Below are 16,797 nucleotides of genomic sequence, written 5' to 3' on the forward strand. Positions count from 1 at the left end.
CGCTGGCCCTACTGCCGGCGACGCTGCGGACACTTCATCGCCAGAGGATTCTACCGTGCATTATCAACCGAAAAGCGATCTGCTCAACAACCGAATTATTGTGGTAACCGGTGCCAATACCGGCATCGGTCGCGAAGCCGCTCTCACTTACGCCCGCTATGGCGCACAGGTCCTCCTGTTGGGCCGTAATACAGAACAGCTCCAGCAGGTTTGCGATGAGATTAATCAGCATAGCCGACAGACTGCTTACTGGTTCCCGTTAGATTTGGAAACGGCAACGCCGGAAAGCTGCCAACATTTGGCTGAGGATATTGCGCGCGTGGTGCCGCGACTGGACGGCGTGCTGCATAACGCCGGGCTACTCGGCGAAGTGGTGCCGATGACCGAACAAAACCCGGCCGTCTGGCAGCAGGTGATGCGAGTCAATATTGACGGCACCTTTTTCCTGACTCAGGCGTTGATCCCGCTGCTGCTGAAATCCGCGTCGGCTTCACTGGTGTTCACTTCATCCAGCGTCGGCCGCCAGGGCCGTGCCGGATGGGGGGCTTATTCCGTCTCTAAATTCGCCACCGAGGGTATGATGCAGGTTCTGGCGGAAGAGTACGACAGCCGCCAGCTGCGCGTTAACTGTATCAACCCGGGTGGAACCCGCACCCGCATGCGCGCCAGCGCCTTCCCGCAGGAAGATGCGATGAAGCTGAAAACGCCTGCCGATATTATGCCGTTGTATTTGTGGCTGATGGGCGACGACAGCAAGCGTAAAACCGGCATCAGCTTTGACGCCCAGCCGGGGCGGAAACCAGGGGCGGCAGAATAATGTCGGAAGAGCGCCACCAGCAGCGCCAGCAGCGGCTGAAAGAACAGGTCGATGCGCGGATTGCCGCCGCCACGGAAACCCGTGGCATCCTGATGGTCTTCACCGGCAACGGCAAAGGGAAAACCACTGCCGCTTTCGGTACAGCCACTCGCGCCGTCGGGCATCAGAAACGCGTCGGCGTGATCCAGTTTATTAAAGGTGAATGGCCTAACGGCGAGCGTAATCTTCTTGAGCCACACGGCGTTGAATTTCAGGTCATGGCGACCGGATTCACCTGGGACACGCAAAACCGCGCCACCGACACGGAGGCCTGTCTGAAGGTCTGGCAGCATGGCAAGCGAATGTTGCAGGATGCCACGTTAGATCTGGTGGTTCTGGATGAGTTGACCTATATGGTCAGCTTTGATTACCTGCCTCTCCAGGAGGTGATTGATGCACTACAGCAACGCCCTGCTCATCAGAGCGTCATTATTACCGGGCGAGGCTGCCACCGCGAACTGCTGGAGCTGGCGGATACGGTCAGTGAAATGCGCCCGGTTAAACATGCATTTGATGCCGGAATTCAGGCTCAGCAGGGCATTGACTGGTAAATATAGTGCATAAAAAAAGGGCCCTCAGGCCCTTTTTATTTGCAAGACAGCTTACGGCTTGCCCTGCTGACGTTTTGAACCCGGACGACGGCTGCCGCCCGGCTTCGCCGCTTTAGTGGTAGTTGTATGGCGTTTCACCGCACGACGAATTTGATTCGCCTTAGTGCGGCGGCGATCTTTCTCAACCGGCACTTTACTGACGGTTTCCGCTTCCAGACCAACCAGCTCACGCAGATAGTTGGTTGGCTGCAGATCCAACTCGGTATAACCGCCGCGCGGCAGACCTTTCGGCAGATCGATATCGCCGTAGCGGACGCGGATCAGACGGCTAACCTGCACACCTACCGCTTCCCACAGGCGACGAACCTCACGGTTGCGTCCTTCCGTCAGGGTAACGTTGTACCACTGGTTAATACCTTCACCACCGGTAAATTTCAGGGTCTTAAACGCTGCCGGACCGTCTTCCAGCTGCACACCACGGCTCAGCTGTTTGATTTTCTCGTCATCCACCTGGCCGAAAACGCGTACCGCATATTCACGCTCAACTTCGCGGCTCGGGTGCATCAGGCGGTTTGCCAGCTCACCGTCAGTGGTGAACAGCAGCAGGCCGCAGGTGTTTACATCCAGACGGCCGACGGCAATCCAGCGCGCGCCACGCAGCTTAGGCAGACGATCGAACACCGTCGGTCGGCCTTCCGGATCGCTGCGGGTACACAGCTCGCCTTCAGGCTTGTAGTAGGCCAGAACGCGGCAAACTTCAGTAATGGATTCACTGACCGGCACAACGTGCCCGTCAATACGAATTTTCAGGGAACTGCTTGGCTCAACGCGGTCACCCAGCGTGGCCAGCTTGCCGTCAACGCTGACGCGTCCGGCGGAGATCATGGTTTCGATTTCACGACGGGAACCGTGCCCGGCGCGTGCTAAAACTTTCTGTAACTTCTCGCTCATGGAGCTGCCTCTTTGTCGCCTTCCCAGGCGTCATGGTGAAAACAAAATTTCTTTTATTTTCAATAACTTATATTTAAATTCGGAGGATATTATACAGACTTTTACCCCCGCTGTAACCTGTTTGTTAGCAGGATGATGCCCTAATTTTAGCCTGGCTGAGCGGGAATTGCAGAAACGATCGCTCGCCATATTAAAAAATTTATTTACCGGCACGCGATAAAGCTAAATCCCTTCATATAAAGATAAATAAAAAACAGTATTCAGGGGTTTTCCCTCCTCTGAGATCTTATTTTCCTGCGGCACCACCCTTAAATTAAGTCATTTTTAACCGCCGGAACAATAACGCTCAATCGCACAAAAAATTTAATATTTATCACTTTAAAAACATGAACATATAAATAAAAATGCATTCAATAAATAATTAAAAACAGCCTTAATACAATGTTTGTTATTAGAGGCCATTGTTTTAAGAAATAATAATTACCCTTCAAAACACTTCACCGAATAAGATTTTTCCAGGAAACAAGCAGGCAGGACCGTGATTTTCGTTTATCTCATCCTTGTTTTCCCTCCCTCGCAGAAATGATAGCGCGCTGACGTCGTTATTTCGTTTGTTATTAATCCGTCGGGTCATCACCCGGCACAGGACCACCCATGTCTTTAACGCGTAAAGGCGATAAACGACGTGGCTGACATGTGAATAAAATGGATATTAAAAAGTGTCTGCTGGCGCTGTCGCTGCTGGCGTTAACCGGTTGCTCCGTGGGTAGCTACAGCTACAGTCGCGAAGCGATGAAGCGGGTCGATATGAATTTTGTCGGCATCCCCACCATTCTTGGCGTCGGTGCGCTTGGTACCAGCATTCCGATTACGCCGGAATACAGCCTTACGGCAGCCCACGTGGCGCGCTGGACAATGCATCGGGTGAAGGCTTATCACCCTTACTGCGATCTGGCGATCATCCATCATAAAAATAACATGAAGAAGCTACCGGAGTTTCGCACCACCAAAGTGGGCGAACCAGTACGGATGTATGGTTACAGCTTCTTCTCAGCCATGCCGGTTGAATCATCCGGCAACAATCTGGCGATCACAGCAATCCGCAACGGCTGGAATAAAAAGCCCTGCGTAGCCATGGCATCGAACGCCGGGGCCGTTCAGGGCATGTCAGGGGGTGCGGTTTATCACAGTGATGACAGCATTGGCGGCGTGCTGGTCGGTTACAGCAGCGAAGTTAAAAACACCGCAACGCAGGAGACGAAATTGAAAGACGTGTCTCTCTATATCCCCTATCAGGTATTCCAGAAGTGGCTGGAGGAATCAACATCTTAACGCCTCCCGGAGAGAGGCAGGACAGGATTAACATCCTGCCTCTATGCTGCTAAAGGAATGGCTGAATATCACCCACACCTTCACGAACAACCACCGGTGAATCATCGGTCAGATCAATCACGGTTGTCGGCTGCTGTCCCAGGTAGCCACCGTGAATAATTAAATCGACCAGTTTGCCAATTTCATCCTGAATGGCTTCCGGGTCCGACTCGGTAAAATCATTGCCCGGGAGCATGAGCGAGGTCGACATCATCGGCTCGTTCAGCGCTTCCAGCAGGGCCAGCGCAATCGGATTCGACGGTACGCGCAGGCCGATGGTTTTACGTTTTTCACTCATCAGGCGGCGCGGAACTTCTTTCGTCGCCTTGAGGATAAAGGTGTAGTTGCCCGGCGTGTTGTTTTTGATTAGCCGAAACGCGGTGTTGTCGACGTGCGCATAGGTCGACAGTTCGGACAGATCGCGGCACATCAGGGTGAAGTTATGGTTGCCATCGAGTTGGCGAATGCGGCAGATACGCTCCATCGCATTCTTATCTTCCAGCTTACAGCCCAGCGCATAGCCGGAATCCGTTGGATAGACGATCACGCTGCCTTTATTCAACATCTCTACCGCCTGCTTGATCAGTCGCGGCTGTGGATTATCCGGGTGAATATAGAAAAACTGACTCATAGAAACCTCTTATCCGTACATCAGCAATGACATTGACGTCGCCTGCTTCAGGCTATTGCTTCACGATTTCTGGAAAACGCTGCCACACGGCATCAACACCGCCGGGTAGCCATAATTTTTTTCCCAACTCAATCCACGCGCAGGGCTGATGAAAATCAGACCCCTGCGATCCCGCCAGTTGATACTCCTGCGCGTATCGCGCCAGCAGCGTTCGTTCCTGCGGAGCCTGCTGACACTGCGCGACCTCCATCGCTTCACCGCCCTGTTCGCTGAAGTGGGCAATCAGGCGTTTCAGCCACTTGGCAGACAGCCCGTAGCGGCCCGGATGGGCCAGTACCGCACGACCACCAGAATCATGAATCGCATCAACGGCTTGTTTAATTGTACACCACTGCGGCGGAACGTAGCCGGTTTTACCGCGAGCCAGATAGTTTTTAAACACCTTCTGCATCGTGTCGGCTTTACCGGCGGCGATGAGAAAACGGGCAAAATGTCCGCGCGTCACCGCGCCGCCCTGCGCCAGCTCAAGGGCGGCTTCCAGTGCACCGGGTATCCCGGCTTTTTCAAGGCGCTCAGCGATCATCCGCGCACGCGCCATCCGTCGTTCACCCTGTTCTGCCAGGAAGGCCACCAGTCCCGGATGGGTGATATCCACCCCAAGGCCAACAATATGGATCTCATGGTTCTCCCACAGCGACGACACCTCAACGCCCGCAATCAGCTGCAGCGGCAGCTGATGACGCTCAATAGCCTCACGCGCGGGCTGAACGCCGTCGGTGGTGTCATGGTCGGTGACGGCCAGCACGCCGACGCGATGTTCTACCGCGCGCAGCACCAGCTGCTCCGGGGTAAGTAACCCGTCAGATGCGGTGGTGTGACTGTGAAGATCGAAGATAGGAAAAGAACTGATTGGTGTGGCTGCTACTGTCAAAACGGCTCCGGCATTGGCGGGAATATCGCAGCATGATAACGTCATTCCTTGCTAAGGGAAAAAGAGTATTGACTTTTTTTCCGTGTTCCAGTTAACTAGTACGCAAGTTCACGAGCATAAGGTATCTGTATCATGTCATATTCACTCTCTCTGATGACTGGTTGGTGGCGCACTTCTCCCTGAACGGGCGATGTCGTCGTGCACGGTTACTACGTTGTGCAGATACTCAGGCCCGCTAAATGCGGGCTTTTTTTTGAGCAAAAAACAGAGATCAAACCATGTCGAATGCCAAACCTACAGTGAAGTTGATTACCGGCAATGCGCCCTACCGCGAAGATCCGGCCGCCGTCTTCCACCAGCTCTGCGGCGCACGCTCCGAAACGCTGCTGCTGGAATCAGCGGATGTTGACAGCAAGCGTAACCTGAAAAGCCTGCTGATTGTCGACAGCGCCCTGCGCATCAGCGCGCTGGATAAGACCGTGCAGATTCAGGCTCTGTCTGAAAACGGCCGCGCCCTGCTGACGCTGTTGGATGCGGCTCTGCCTTCATCAGTGCAGAATCACGTTCGCCCCGATGGCCGTGAACTGGTCTTCCCGCATAATACCGAAATTCAGGATGAAGACTCCAACCTGCGCGCCCTGTCGGTGTTCGATGCCCTGCGCCTGATCCCGCAGCTGATCAACGTCCCGGCAGAAAATCGTGAAGCCATGCTGCTCGGCGGGCTGTTCGCCTACGATCTGGTCGCCGGCTTCGAATCGCTGCCGGCATTGAAGAACGAGCAGCGCTGCCCGGACTATTGCTTCTACCTGGCCGAGACGCTGCTGGTGATTGACCATCAGCAACAAACCGCTCGCCTGCAGGCCAGCCTGTTTACCTCTTCTCCAGCCGAATTCATTCGCCTGCAGAGCCGCATCGAACAGTTGCACAGCCAGATGCTTCAGCCAGCACCGGCACTTCCTGTGCAGACCGTTGACGGCATGGCGCTGAGCGTCAGCCAGAGCGATGAAGACTACTGCCAGGTGGTTCGCCAGATGCAGGAAGCCATTCGTATCGGCGAGATTTTCCAGGTCGTGCCGTCACGCCGCTTCTCGCTGCCGTGCCCTTCACCACTGGCCGCCTACGATACGCTGAAAAACAGCAACCCCAGCCCGTATATGTTCTTTATGCAGGATCGCGATTTCAGCCTGTTCGGCGCATCACCGGAAAGCTCACTGAAGTACGACGCGGAAAGCCGCCAGATTGAAATCTATCCGATTGCCGGTACGCGCCCGCGCGGCCGCCACGCAGACGGTTCACTGGATCGCGATCTCGACAGCCGCATTGAGCTGGAAATGCGTACCGACCACAAAGAGCTGGCCGAACATCTGATGCTGGTAGACCTGGCTCGTAACGATCTGGCACGCATCTGCGAACCCGGCAGCCGCTACGTGGCGGATTTGACCAAAGTGGACCGTTACACCTTCGTGATGCATCTGGTTTCTCGCGTCGTCGGCAAACTGCGTGGCGATATTGATGTGCTGCACGCCTACCGCGCCTGCATGAATATGGGCACCCTGAGCGGCGCGCCGAAAGTACGTGCCATGCAGCTGATTGCTAAAGCCGAGGGCACCCGTCGCGGCAGCTACGGCGGCGCGGTCGGCTACTTCACCGCCAGCGGCGACCTGGATACTTGCATTGTTATCCGCTCCGCGTGGGTGGAAGACGGCGTTGCTACCGTGCAGGCCGGTGCCGGTGTGGTTCTGGACTCGAACCCGCAGGCGGAAGCTGACGAAAGCCGTAATAAAGCCCGCGCCGTTCTGCGTGCGATTGCCACCGCTCACCACTGCCAGGAGATTTTCTGATGGCCGATATTCTGCTGCTCGATAACTTCGACTCCTTTACTTATAACCTCGTCGATCAGTTACGCACCTTTGGCCATCACGTGGTGGTTTATCGTAACAACGTTCCTGCCGCCACGCTGATTGCGCGCCTGCAGGAGATGGAAAACCCGGTATTGATGCTGTCACCCGGCCCTGGCGCACCGTCTGAAGCGGGCTGCATGCCGGAACTGCTGCAACAGCTGCGCGGACGCCTGCCGATCATCGGCATCTGTCTGGGCCACCAGGCGATTGTGGAAGCTTACGGCGGCCACGTCGGCCAGGCCGGTGAGATCCTGCATGGCAAAGCCTCGGCGATTACCCACGATAACGAAGGTATGTTCGCCGGTCTGAGCAACCCGCTGCCGGTGGCCCGCTACCACTCGCTGGTGGGCAGCAATATTCCTGACGGACTGACGGTTAACGCCACCTTTAATGGCATGGTGATGGCCGTTCGCGACGACGCCCAGCGCGTCTGCGGCTTCCAGTTCCACCCTGAATCCATTCTCACCACCCAGGGGGCTCGCCTGCTGGAACAAACCCTTGCATGGGCGCTGGCGTAACCGAGGAGAAGCCTAATGAACACTATTCTGGAAAAATTATTTCAGGCCGAGATCCTGACTCAGGCGGAGAGCCACCAGCTGTTTTCCGCGATTATCACCGGACAGCTGGAACCGACCCAGCTGGCAGGCGCGCTGATTGCGATGAAGGTTCGCGGCGAGCATCCGCAGGAAATCGCCGGGGCGGCGACCGCCCTGCTGGAAGATGCCAAACCGTTCCCGCGCCCGGACTATGACTTTGCCGATATCGTCGGCACCGGCGGCGACGGCAGCAACAGTATCAATATCTCGACCGCCAGCGCCTTCGTGGCCGCAGCCTGTGGATTGAAGGTGGCCAAACACGGCAACCGCAGCGTATCAAGTAAGTCGGGTTCCTCCGATCTGCTGGCCGCGTTCGGCATCAGTCTGGATTTGCCTGCGCAACAGGCGCGCCAGGCGCTGGATGAACTTAACGTCTGCTTCCTGTTTGCACCGCAGTATCACAGCGGATTCCGCCACGCGATGCCGGTACGCCAGCAGCTGAAAACCCGCACCATCTTCAACGTGCTTGGTCCGCTGATTAACCCGGCGCGGCCTCCGCTGGCGGTGATCGGCGTATACAGCCCGGAGCTGGTGCTGCCGATTGCTCAGGCGCTGAAAGTATTAGGCTATCGCCGTGCGGCGGTGGTGCACGGCGGCGGCATGGATGAAGTGGCGCTGCACAGCGTCACCCACGTAGCCGAACTGCGTGAGGGTGAAATCACCAGCTACCAGCTGACCCCGGATGACTTTGGCCTGAGCTATCATCCGCAGGAGGCGCTGGCCGGGGGTTCCCCGGAAGAAAACCGTGACATTCTGGCGCGTTTACTCCAGGGTAAAGGCGAGCTGGCTCATGAAGAAGCCGTGGCGGCCAATGTCGCCCTGTTACTGAAGATTTTTGGCCATGAAGATTTGCGACAGAACGCTCAGCAGGCGCTGGAAACCATCCGCAGCGGCCAGGCTTATAAACATGTGGTCGCACTGGCAGCAAGAGGATAATCATGCAGCAGGAAACCGTACTGAATAAGATTGTCGCGGACAAAGCCATCTGGCTTGCCGCCCGTCAGCAGCAGCAGCCGCTGGCCTCATTCCAGAATGATATCGTTCCGTCTACCCGCAGCTTTTATGATGCGCTGAGCGGCACGCGCACGGTGTTCATTCTCGAATGTAAGAAAGCATCGCCATCTAAAGGTCTGATCCGCGATGATTTCGACCCGGCCACCATCGCCGGGATTTATAAAGACTATGCCTCCGCCATTTCGGTGCTGACCGACGAGAAGTATTTCCAGGGCAGCTTTGATTTCCTGCCGATCGTCAGTTCGGTCGTGACCCAGCCGGTACTGTGCAAAGATTTTATTATCGACCCATACCAGATTTACCTGGCCCGTTACCATCAGGCAGATGCCATTTTACTGATGCTTTCGGTGGTCAGCGATGAGCAGTACCGCCAGCTTTCCGCCGTGGCACACAGTCTGAATATGGGCGTGCTGACCGAAGTGATCAGCGATGAAGAGCTTGAGCGCGCCACCGCCCTGGGGGCGAAAGTGGTGGGAATTAACAACCGCGACCTGCGCGATCTCTCCATTGACCTCGACCGCACCCGCCGCCTGGCGCCGAAAGTGGCGCACGGCGTGACGGTTATCAGCGAATCCGGAATTAACAGCTATGCCCAGGTGCGCGAGCTGAGCCATTTCGCTAACGGCTTCCTGATTGGCTCTGCGCTGATGGAAGAGGCCGATCTGGCCGCAGCGGTGCGTCGGGTGATTATCGGTGATAATAAAGTGTGCGGTCTGACCCGGCCGCAGGACGCGCAGAGCGCGCTGGCAGCGGGGGCGATTTACGGTGGACTCATTTTTGCTGAAGGCTCACCGCGCAAAGTAGACCTCACCGTTGCGCGATCGGTGATTGCCGCTGCCGCACTGAAGTATGTTGGCGTGTTCCGCAATCAGGCAGTGAGTGACGTTGTCACTACCGCCGGTGAGCTGGGGCTGGCAGCGGTGCAGCTGCACGGTGACGAAGATCGTCAGTACGTCAGCCAGCTGCGCGACGCGCTGCCTGCAGAAGTGCAGATCTGGAAGGCATTCAGCATTCGCGACAGCCTGCCGCAGCGCGACTGGCAGCACGTTGATCGCTACGTGTTCGATCACGGTAACGGCGGCAGCGGTCAGTCATTCGACTGGTCACTGCTGCAGGGCCAGACGCTGAAAAACGTGCTGCTGGCCGGTGGACTGAGTGCTGATAACAGCGTTGAAGCTTCCCGCCTCGGCTGCGCCGGTCTGGACTTCAACTCCGGGGTAGAAAGCGCCCCCGGTATTAAAGATGCCGATAAAATCGCCTCGGTGTTTCAGACGCTGAAAGCCTACTGAAATAGCGAAATACTCAGGCTGGCACAATCATTTTCGTCGGGCGCGATCCACGCCCGCGCTGAGAGAGAATAAAGAGACGCGATATGACCAAATTAAATCCCTATTTTGGCGAGTTTGGCGGCATGTATGTGCCGCAGATCCTGATGCCCGCACTGCGACAGCTGGAAGACGCTTTTATCAGCGCCCAGAGCGACCCGGAATTCCAGGCTGAATTTACCGGCCTGCTGAAAAACTATGCCGGTCGCCCTACCGCGCTGACGCTGTGTAACAACCTGACCAAAGGTACGAAAACTCGCCTGTACCTGAAGCGCGAAGACCTGCTGCACGGCGGCGCGCACAAAACCAACCAGGTACTGGGCCAGGCTCTGCTGGCCAAACGCATGGGTAAAAAAGAGATTATCGCTGAAACCGGTGCCGGGCAGCACGGCGTAGCCTCGGCGCTGGCCAGTGCACTGCTCGGCCTGAAGTGCCGCATCTACATGGGCGCAAAAGACATTGAGCGCCAGTCGCCGAACGTGTTCCGTATGCGTCTGATGGGTGCAGAAGTGATCCCGGTGCACAGCGGTTCGTCGACGCTGAAAGATGCCTGTAACGAGGCGCTGCGCGACTGGTCCGGCAGCTATGAAACCGCTCACTATATGTTGGGCACCGCGGCCGGTCCGCATCCGTTCCCGACTATCGTTCGCGAGTTCCAGCGCATGATTGGTGAAGAAACCAAAGCGCAGATCCTGGAGCAGGAAGGTCGCCTGCCGGATGCAGTGATTGCCTGCGTCGGCGGCGGTTCGAATGCGATTGGGATGTTTGCCGACTTTATTGATGAAACCAGCGTGGGTCTGATCGGCGTGGAACCGGCCGGGCACGGCATTGAATCCGGCGAGCACGGTGCGCCGCTGAAGCATGGCCGCGTCGGCATCTATTTCGGCATGAAAGCTCCAATGATGCAAACCGAAGACGGGCAGATTGAGGAGTCATACTCCATTTCTGCCGGGCTGGATTTCCCATCCGTCGGGCCTCAGCATGCCTATCTGAACAGCATTGGTCGCGCGGATTATGTTTCGATTACCGATGACGAAGCGCTGGAGGCTTTCCAGGCCCTCTGCCGTAATGAAGGGATTATCCCGGCTCTGGAATCCTCACACGCCCTCGCCCATGCGTTAAAAATGATCCGCGAGAATCCGGAAAAAGAGCAGCTGCTGGTGGTCAACCTCTCCGGCCGTGGCGATAAAGACATATTCACCGTACATGACATTTTCAGCGCCAGGGGAGAAATCTGATGGAACGTTACGATCGTTGTTTTAAGCGCCTGGCAGAACGTAAAGAAGGTGCGTTTGTTCCCTTCGTCACGCTGGGCGATCCTAACCCGGAGCTGTCGCTGCAAATTATTGATGCCCTGGTTGCAGGCGGTGCGGATGCGCTTGAGCTGGGTATCCCGTTCTCCGATCCGCTGGCCGACGGCCCGACGATTCAGAACGCTACCCTGCGTGCCTTTGCCGCAGGCGTGACGCCTGCGCAGTGTTTTGAGATGCTGGCGGCCATCCGTCAGAAATACCCGGAACTGCCGATCGGCCTGCTGATGTATGCCAACCTGGTATTTTCCAACGGCATCGATAACTTCTATGCCCGCTGCCAGGAAGTGGGCGTTGATTCAGTACTGGTCGCGGATGTACCGATTGAAGAATCTGCGCCGTTCCGCCAGTCCGCCATGCGTCACAACGTCGCGCCGATCTTTATCTGCCCGCCAAACGCTGAAGACGATCTGCTGCGTGAAATCGCTTCACACGGCCGGGGCTATACCTACCTGCTATCCCGCGCCGGAGTCACCGGTTCTGAAACCCGTGCGAATCTGCCGCTGAAGCATTTGATCGACAAGCTGAAAGAGTATCATGCTGCCCCGCCGCTGCAGGGGTTTGGTATTTCAGAAGCGTCGCAGGTTGAGGAAGCGATTAGCGCAGGAGCTGCCGGGGCGATTTCTGGTTCAGCTATCGTCAAAATTATCGAACAGCACCACAAAAACCCGTCGGTGATGCTGACCGAACTGACCGCATTTGTCAGTAAACTGAAAGCCGGAACGCGCCAGTAATCCTTTCCTGAAACGGTGCCTTATCTCACGGATAAGGCATTATTTCCTTTCTATTTTTAACATTCTGAACTTGCAGAAACATCATCCTTACCTAAGAATTAGTTATCGCCGCCTTTTCAGCGGTTTAAAAACCTGGACAGGGAGAAATGCAATGAAGCTGTTTAAAATGTTATCAGGAATGATCGCCGCTGCCGTGGTTGCACTCAGCATCACCGCATGCGCACCGACCGCAACGCAGGAAGGAACCGGTGGCTATATTGACGATACGGTGATTACCACCAAAGTAAAAGCAGAGCTGCTGCACGATCAGTCGCTGAAATCCACCGCTATCGGCGTGGAAACCTTCAAAGGGCGTGTACAGCTGAGTGGCTTTATCAGCTCGCCGCAGATGGCAAACCGGGCGGTTGAAATCACACGAGGCGTGGCCGGTGTGAAATCGGTAGTGAATAACCTGCAAATTAAGTAAGAGTTAAGACAAAAAAAGGCGCGAGATTCGCGCCTTTTTTCGTTGAGCGGGCTTAGAAGCGGTAGCCTGCGCCAAAGAAGAACACAAACGGATTCACGTGAGTGTCAATGCTCTGACGATCTTCACCGGCGTTGAAGCGTACTTTGGTATTGATGTCGATATACCACAGTGAGGCGTTAAGCATCCAGTCCGGAGTCAGCTGGTAGTCGAGGCCAACCTGACCAGCAACGCCCCAGGTATTTTTCACGCTAAGATTGCTCAGACCCGCATCGCGACCGGTCTGGTTGAAATCGGTGTTGTAAAACATCGTGTAGTTCACACCCACGCCGGCATAAGGCTGCCATTTGCTGGTGTTACCCATAAAGTACCACTGTGCCATCAGCGTTGGCGGCAGCTGGTGCACGGTCGCCAGCGTGCCGGTGGCACGCAACCCGACTTTGTGACGGAACGGCGTTGCACCGAGAAGCTCAATACCAATATGGTCAGTAGCCATATAGGTAAAGGTCAGCCCCAGCTGCGTGTTGTTGTTAATGTCGAATTCGCCAAGGCCCAGGACGTTATCGGAACCGCCTGTAGGCCGCACGGTGGCGGAACCCGCGCGCATAAAGAAATCCCCTGCTTCATGTGCCAATGCGGCGACCGGTAACAAGGTGACGACAGCCAGCGCTAATGCTCTCAGTTTCATGACCACTCCTTTTAAATTTAAAATCGTATGTAAACATCTGTATCCTACTGCGAGGACTTGTGCGATATCAGGACACATATTTACGCTGATTTACTGGAAAGATCATGCGAATCATTTTTTTCATTCTTCTTATAAAACAATGGCTTGATTTAGATCAATTTCCTGCAGTTTCGGCATCCGAAAAATCCGATTGACCATTTTTTTTGGAAGCCTTAATTTTCTATTCTCCTTCAATGTGATTTTGGTTCGAAGCCTCAGGAGGGGCGGGCAATCAGATGAGCGATACTCTTAATCCTTGCGTCAGTTGCGGCGCGTGCTGCGGTACGTTTCGCGTTTCCTTTTACTGGTCAGAAGCTGAAGACGGCGGCGGCGTGGTGCCGGTTGATCTGACCGAACCCCTCAACCTTTTTATGCGCAATATGCGCGGTACCAACGATCGTGCTCCACGCTGTGTGGCTTTACAGGGCGAGATTGGCAGCTGTGTCTCCTGCGGTATTTATGAGCAGCGGCCAACACCCTGCCGGGAGTTTGATATGTCCGGTGAAAATGGCATTTATAACGAAGCCTGTGACCGTGCGCGGGCGAAATATGGCCTGCCGCCCCTGTTTACCCCGGTAAAACCTTCTTTAATCGAAAGTTATGTCAATCTGAGTGCCAGCACCCTACAGGAACATGTACAATCTCCCGGTCTATAAAATCGGCTTTTCAAGGAGTTTACATGTCTATCACGGCGGCTTCGCTATACCGTGACACGGGGAATTTTTTCCGCCATCAGATCCTGACCATTGTGCTGATGGCACTGCTGACCTCGTTTATTTCCGTGCTGATAGGTCACGGGCTGACGCCGGATGCCGATCAGATGTCGATCCTGAATGATGGTGCAGCCGGTTCAGCCACCAGCCTGATGGAGATGGTGCAGAATATGTCGCCGGAGCAGCAGCAGGTTCTGCTGCGGGCTTCTGCGGCAGGAACGTTTGCAGCGCTGATTGGCAATACCCTGCTACTGGGTGGAATGCTGAGTCTGATTCCGATGGCATCTGCCGGCCAGCACGTCAGCGCCCTGCGCGCTATTGGTGCGTCCGCGCCGAAGCTGCTGTCGCTGCTGCTGCTGACGTTCTTAATGACGTTGATTATCCAGCTGGGCTTTATGGTGCTGGTGGTGCCGGGTGTATTGCTGGCAGTGACGCTTTCACTGTCGCCGATGCTGCTGGTGAATGAGAAGGTTGGCGTGTTTGGCGCCATGCGCGGCAGTATGCGCCTGGCCTGGGGACATATGAAGCTGGTCGCTCCGGCGGTGCTTTTATGGATCGTTGCCAAGCTGATCGTGCTGCTGATGGCATCATCCATGACCGTGCTGCCAGCAAACGTCGCCTCGGTGCTGCTAAACGGGTTGAGCAACCTGGTTTCAGCGCTGTTGATTATTTACCTGTCCCGCTTATATATGTTGTTACGCTAATTAACCATGAATGCCTCGACAGAGGCATTCACTGGATGATTTCATTACGTACTGGTCTGATACTGGAAGCCGCTATGAAGCAGTTACTCGACTTTCTTCCCCTCGTGGTCTTTTTCGTCTTTTATAAACTGTACGATATTTTTGTCGCCTCCGGCGCGCTGATCGTCGCCTCCGCCATCGCCCTGGCCGCAGGCTGGGTTATCTACCGCAAAGTAGAGAAAATGAGCCTGGTGACCTTTGCGCTTGTGGCGGTGTTCGGCACCTTAACGATTGCCCTGCATAATCCTGACTTCATCAAATGGAAAGTGACGATTATCTACGGTCTGTTCACCCTCGCCCTGCTGTTCAGCCAGTGGTTTATGGAAAAACCGTTAATCCAGAGAATGCTGGGCAAAGAGATCCAGCTGCCTGCATTCGCGTGGCGTCGTCTGAATATTGCCTGGGCGCTGTTCTTCTTCGTCTGCGGTCTGGCAAATATCTACGTTGCCTTCTGGCTTTCCCAGGACACCTGGATGAACTTCAAAGTGTTTGGCCTGAGTGCGTTGACCCTGCTGTTTACCCTGCTGAGCGGCATCTATATCTACCGTCTGATGCCGCAGCAGGAAGAAAAATAACGGAAGCAAAACAATGAGCGAACAACAACGTGTGCCGCAGGGCGAGATGGTGCTGCGTACCCTCGCTATGCCTGCGGATACTAACGCCAACGGCGATATTTTCGGTGGCTGGCTGATGTCTCAGATGGACATGGGTGGTGCTATTCTGGCGAAGGAGATCGCCGAAGGTCGCGTGGTAACGGTACGTGCAGACGGAATGACCTTTTTAAAACCGGTAGCCGTGGGTGATGTGGTGAGCTGCCACGCCCGCTGCATCCGTACCGGCACCAGTTCCATCACCATAAACATCGAAGTGTGGATTAAAAAGGTCTCTTCAGAGCCGATTGGTCAGCGCTACTGCACCACTGAAGCGGTATTTATCTACGTTGCGGTTGATCCGGAAGGTAAACCTCGGCCACTTCCTGCAGATAAAATCAACTTCACCGCAGAAGGCTGATTTTATCTCCTGCCCTCCCGGAGCGGGTCTGAACTGGCTCACTTCTCGGTAGTGGATTTAACTTAATAAAAAAAGGGCTTTCGCCCTTTTTTTTATTCGATGCTACTGCCGCCGTCGATTTTGAACACGATGTTCATGGTAACATCTTTACCCGGCTTGTTCGGCTCATAGCGCCATCTGCGCATCGCCTGTTTGACTTCACGCTCAAACATGTTGCGCGGCTCGGCGGAAAGAATACGCACGTTGTCGACCTGACCTGAACTGTCAACGTCAAACTGTACGCGAACGCGCCCTTCTACACGCAGGGCAAAGGCACGCTGCGGATAGGCCGGCTTGCTCTGGTTTAGCGCGCGTGGACCGCTGGAAACGGCCGTAGACGGTGCCTGAGACAGCTTCGGCGCAGTGGACGGCTTAGGCGGCTGCGGATTGGTTACCGGCTGAGCCTGGCGCGTCTCCTGTGGCTTAACCTCTTTCTTCGGCTTCACCACCTCTTTCTTCACCGGCTTCGGTTTAGGTTTCGGCTTTGGTTCCGGTTTAGGAATCGGCACCGGTTCAGGAATCGGCGGCTCCGGTACGGGTTCTGGCTCCGGTTCTGGCTCCGGTTCCGGCTCAACCTGCGGCGGCACCGGTTCAGGTTCGGGCTGCACTTCCGGTGCGACCAGCGAGACACTGATAGGCTGAGACGCTTTTGGCATATCAACCACCTGGTGAAATGAAGCGTAAAGCAGAGCTGCGATAACCGAGCCGTGCAGTACAACTGAAATCAGCAGAGGCAAAGGAGCGCGGCGTGGTAGTGATGTAGTCAGCGTCGTCATAATCTTTCTGGTCAAAATGTGAAGCACCGAGTTTAAATGCAAATAGCAATCAGTTTCAACAACCTCTCACGGCTTATCCGCGATTTCCCGCTTATAGTTTAACAAACTGACCTTTATCAAGGGCGAATTATCTTTTAATTGCACAAAAGTTAAC

17 protein-coding genes, 1 pseudogene and 1 other annotated feature are annotated in these 16,797 nt (G+C 55.2%); of the genes and pseudogenes, 13 read left to right on the forward strand and 5 right to left on the reverse strand.

Features of this window, described 5'->3' with window-relative positions; genetic code table 11:
• Window positions 1–55: 55 nt before the first annotated feature.
• Together IBT47_RS04570 and cobO are read left to right on the forward strand one after the other, a co-directional pair.
• Window positions 56–817 carry a YciK family oxidoreductase gene (locus tag IBT47_RS04570; protein WP_200559590.1) on the forward strand — a complete coding sequence of 254 codons (762 nt, stop codon included), beginning with the start codon at window positions 56–58 and terminating at the stop codon, window positions 815–817.
• The gene (gene cobO, locus IBT47_RS04575) at window positions 817–1,407 is read left to right on the forward strand and encodes a cob(I)yrinic acid a,c-diamide adenosyltransferase (RefSeq protein WP_200559592.1); all 591 of its coding nucleotides are present in this window, start codon (window positions 817–819) and stop codon (window positions 1,405–1,407) included. Before IBT47_RS04570 ends, cobO begins: the two co-directional genes overlap by 1 nt.
• A 51-nt stretch (window positions 1,408–1,458) precedes the next feature.
• Here the strand turns inward: cobO and rluB are convergent, their stop codons facing one another.
• Complete coding sequence (gene rluB / locus IBT47_RS04580; RefSeq protein ID WP_105595197.1) at window positions 1,459–2,358, reverse strand: 23S rRNA pseudouridine(2605) synthase RluB; 900 nt, start codon at window positions 2,356–2,358, stop codon at window positions 1,459–1,461.
• A gap of 705 nt (window positions 2,359–3,063) precedes the next feature.
• Between rluB and IBT47_RS04585 the strand changes: the two genes are divergently transcribed.
• Window positions 3,064–3,690 (forward strand): serine protease, encoded by a 627-nt coding sequence (locus IBT47_RS04585; protein ID WP_105595198.1) that lies wholly within the window; start codon window positions 3,064–3,066, stop codon window positions 3,688–3,690.
• A gap of 49 nt (window positions 3,691–3,739) precedes the next feature.
• On the opposite strand, the gene IBT47_RS04590 is transcribed toward IBT47_RS04585, so the two are convergent.
• Window positions 3,740–4,360: an L-threonylcarbamoyladenylate synthase gene (locus IBT47_RS04590; protein WP_200543754.1), complete on the reverse strand. Its 621-nt coding sequence runs from the start codon at window positions 4,358–4,360 to the stop codon at window positions 3,740–3,742.
• 52 nt (window positions 4,361–4,412) lie between these two features.
• Window positions 4,413–5,291, reverse strand: a complete 879-nt coding sequence (locus IBT47_RS04595; RefSeq protein ID WP_234471709.1) for a PHP domain-containing protein — start codon at window positions 5,289–5,291, stop codon at window positions 4,413–4,415.
• A 156-nt stretch (window positions 5,292–5,447) separates the two neighbouring features.
• Window positions 5,448–5,546: a sequence feature (Trp leader region), on the forward strand.
• Between the two features lie 23 nt (window positions 5,547–5,569).
• Between IBT47_RS04595 and IBT47_RS04600 the strand changes: the two genes are divergently transcribed.
• The 6 genes and pseudogenes from IBT47_RS04600 to IBT47_RS04630 all read left to right on the forward strand — a co-directional run bounded on the left by IBT47_RS04600 (window position 5,570) and on the right by IBT47_RS04630 (window position 12,637).
• Window positions 5,570–7,132, forward strand: coding sequence for an anthranilate synthase component 1 (locus IBT47_RS04600; protein WP_105595201.1), 1,563 nt, complete (start codon window positions 5,570–5,572; stop codon window positions 7,130–7,132).
• Window positions 7,132–8,724: pseudogene (gene trpD, locus IBT47_RS26965) on the forward strand (bifunctional anthranilate synthase glutamate amidotransferase component TrpG/anthranilate phosphoribosyltransferase TrpD). Before IBT47_RS04600 ends, trpD begins: the two are co-directional and overlap by 1 nt.
• 2 nt (window positions 8,725–8,726) lie before the next feature.
• A complete protein-coding gene (gene trpCF / locus IBT47_RS04615) occupies window positions 8,727–10,091 on the forward strand; it encodes a bifunctional indole-3-glycerol-phosphate synthase TrpC/phosphoribosylanthranilate isomerase TrpF (RefSeq protein WP_200559602.1) in 1,365 nt (454 codons plus the stop codon).
• A gap of 83 nt (window positions 10,092–10,174) precedes the next feature.
• A complete protein-coding gene (gene trpB / locus IBT47_RS04620; protein ID WP_200543762.1) occupies window positions 10,175–11,365 on the forward strand; it encodes a tryptophan synthase subunit beta in 1,191 nt (396 codons plus the stop codon).
• Complete coding sequence (gene trpA, locus IBT47_RS04625; RefSeq protein ID WP_200559603.1) at window positions 11,365–12,171, forward strand: tryptophan synthase subunit alpha; 807 nt, start codon at window positions 11,365–11,367, stop codon at window positions 12,169–12,171. Before trpB ends, trpA begins: the two co-directional genes overlap by 1 nt.
• A 151-nt stretch (window positions 12,172–12,322) precedes the next feature.
• A complete protein-coding gene (locus IBT47_RS04630; RefSeq protein ID WP_200559604.1) occupies window positions 12,323–12,637 on the forward strand; it encodes a BON domain-containing protein in 315 nt (104 codons plus the stop codon).
• Between the two features lie 52 nt (window positions 12,638–12,689).
• Here IBT47_RS04630 and ompW read toward each other — a convergent pair whose 3' ends face one another.
• The gene (gene ompW / locus IBT47_RS04635; protein WP_200559605.1) at window positions 12,690–13,322 is read right to left on the reverse strand and encodes an outer membrane protein OmpW; all 633 of its coding nucleotides are present in this window, start codon (window positions 13,320–13,322) and stop codon (window positions 12,690–12,692) included.
• Between the two features lie 275 nt (window positions 13,323–13,597).
• On the opposite strand from ompW, the gene IBT47_RS04640 reads away from it, so the two are divergent.
• From IBT47_RS04640 to yciA, 4 genes are all read left to right on the forward strand, one after another.
• The gene (locus IBT47_RS04640; protein ID WP_200543770.1) at window positions 13,598–14,017 is read left to right on the forward strand and encodes a YkgJ family cysteine cluster protein; all 420 of its coding nucleotides are present in this window, start codon (window positions 13,598–13,600) and stop codon (window positions 14,015–14,017) included.
• A gap of 23 nt (window positions 14,018–14,040) precedes the next feature.
• Entirely contained in the window at window positions 14,041–14,778 is a 738-nt protein-coding gene (locus tag IBT47_RS04645; protein WP_200559606.1) for a YciC family protein, read from the forward strand.
• Window positions 14,779–14,852: 74 nt separating this feature from the next.
• Window positions 14,853–15,392 (forward strand): septation protein A, encoded by a 540-nt coding sequence (locus IBT47_RS04650; protein ID WP_200559607.1) that lies wholly within the window; start codon window positions 14,853–14,855, stop codon window positions 15,390–15,392.
• 13 nt (window positions 15,393–15,405) lie between these two features.
• On the forward strand, window positions 15,406–15,828 hold the full coding sequence (gene yciA, locus IBT47_RS04655) for an acyl-CoA thioester hydrolase YciA (RefSeq protein WP_105595212.1): 423 nt from the start codon (window positions 15,406–15,408) through the stop codon (window positions 15,826–15,828).
• A gap of 92 nt (window positions 15,829–15,920) precedes the next feature.
• Here yciA and tonB read toward each other — a convergent pair whose 3' ends face one another.
• Window positions 15,921–16,643 carry a TonB system transport protein TonB gene (gene tonB, locus IBT47_RS04660; protein ID WP_105595213.1) on the reverse strand — a complete coding sequence of 241 codons (723 nt, stop codon included), beginning with the start codon at window positions 16,641–16,643 and terminating at the stop codon, window positions 15,921–15,923.
• Window positions 16,644–16,797 lie beyond the last annotated feature (154 nt).

It is taken from the genome of Erwinia sp. S43 (genome assembly GCF_016624745.1).
In the GTDB taxonomy this organism is placed as follows: domain Bacteria; phylum Pseudomonadota; class Gammaproteobacteria; order Enterobacterales; family Enterobacteriaceae; genus Erwinia; species Erwinia coffeiphila.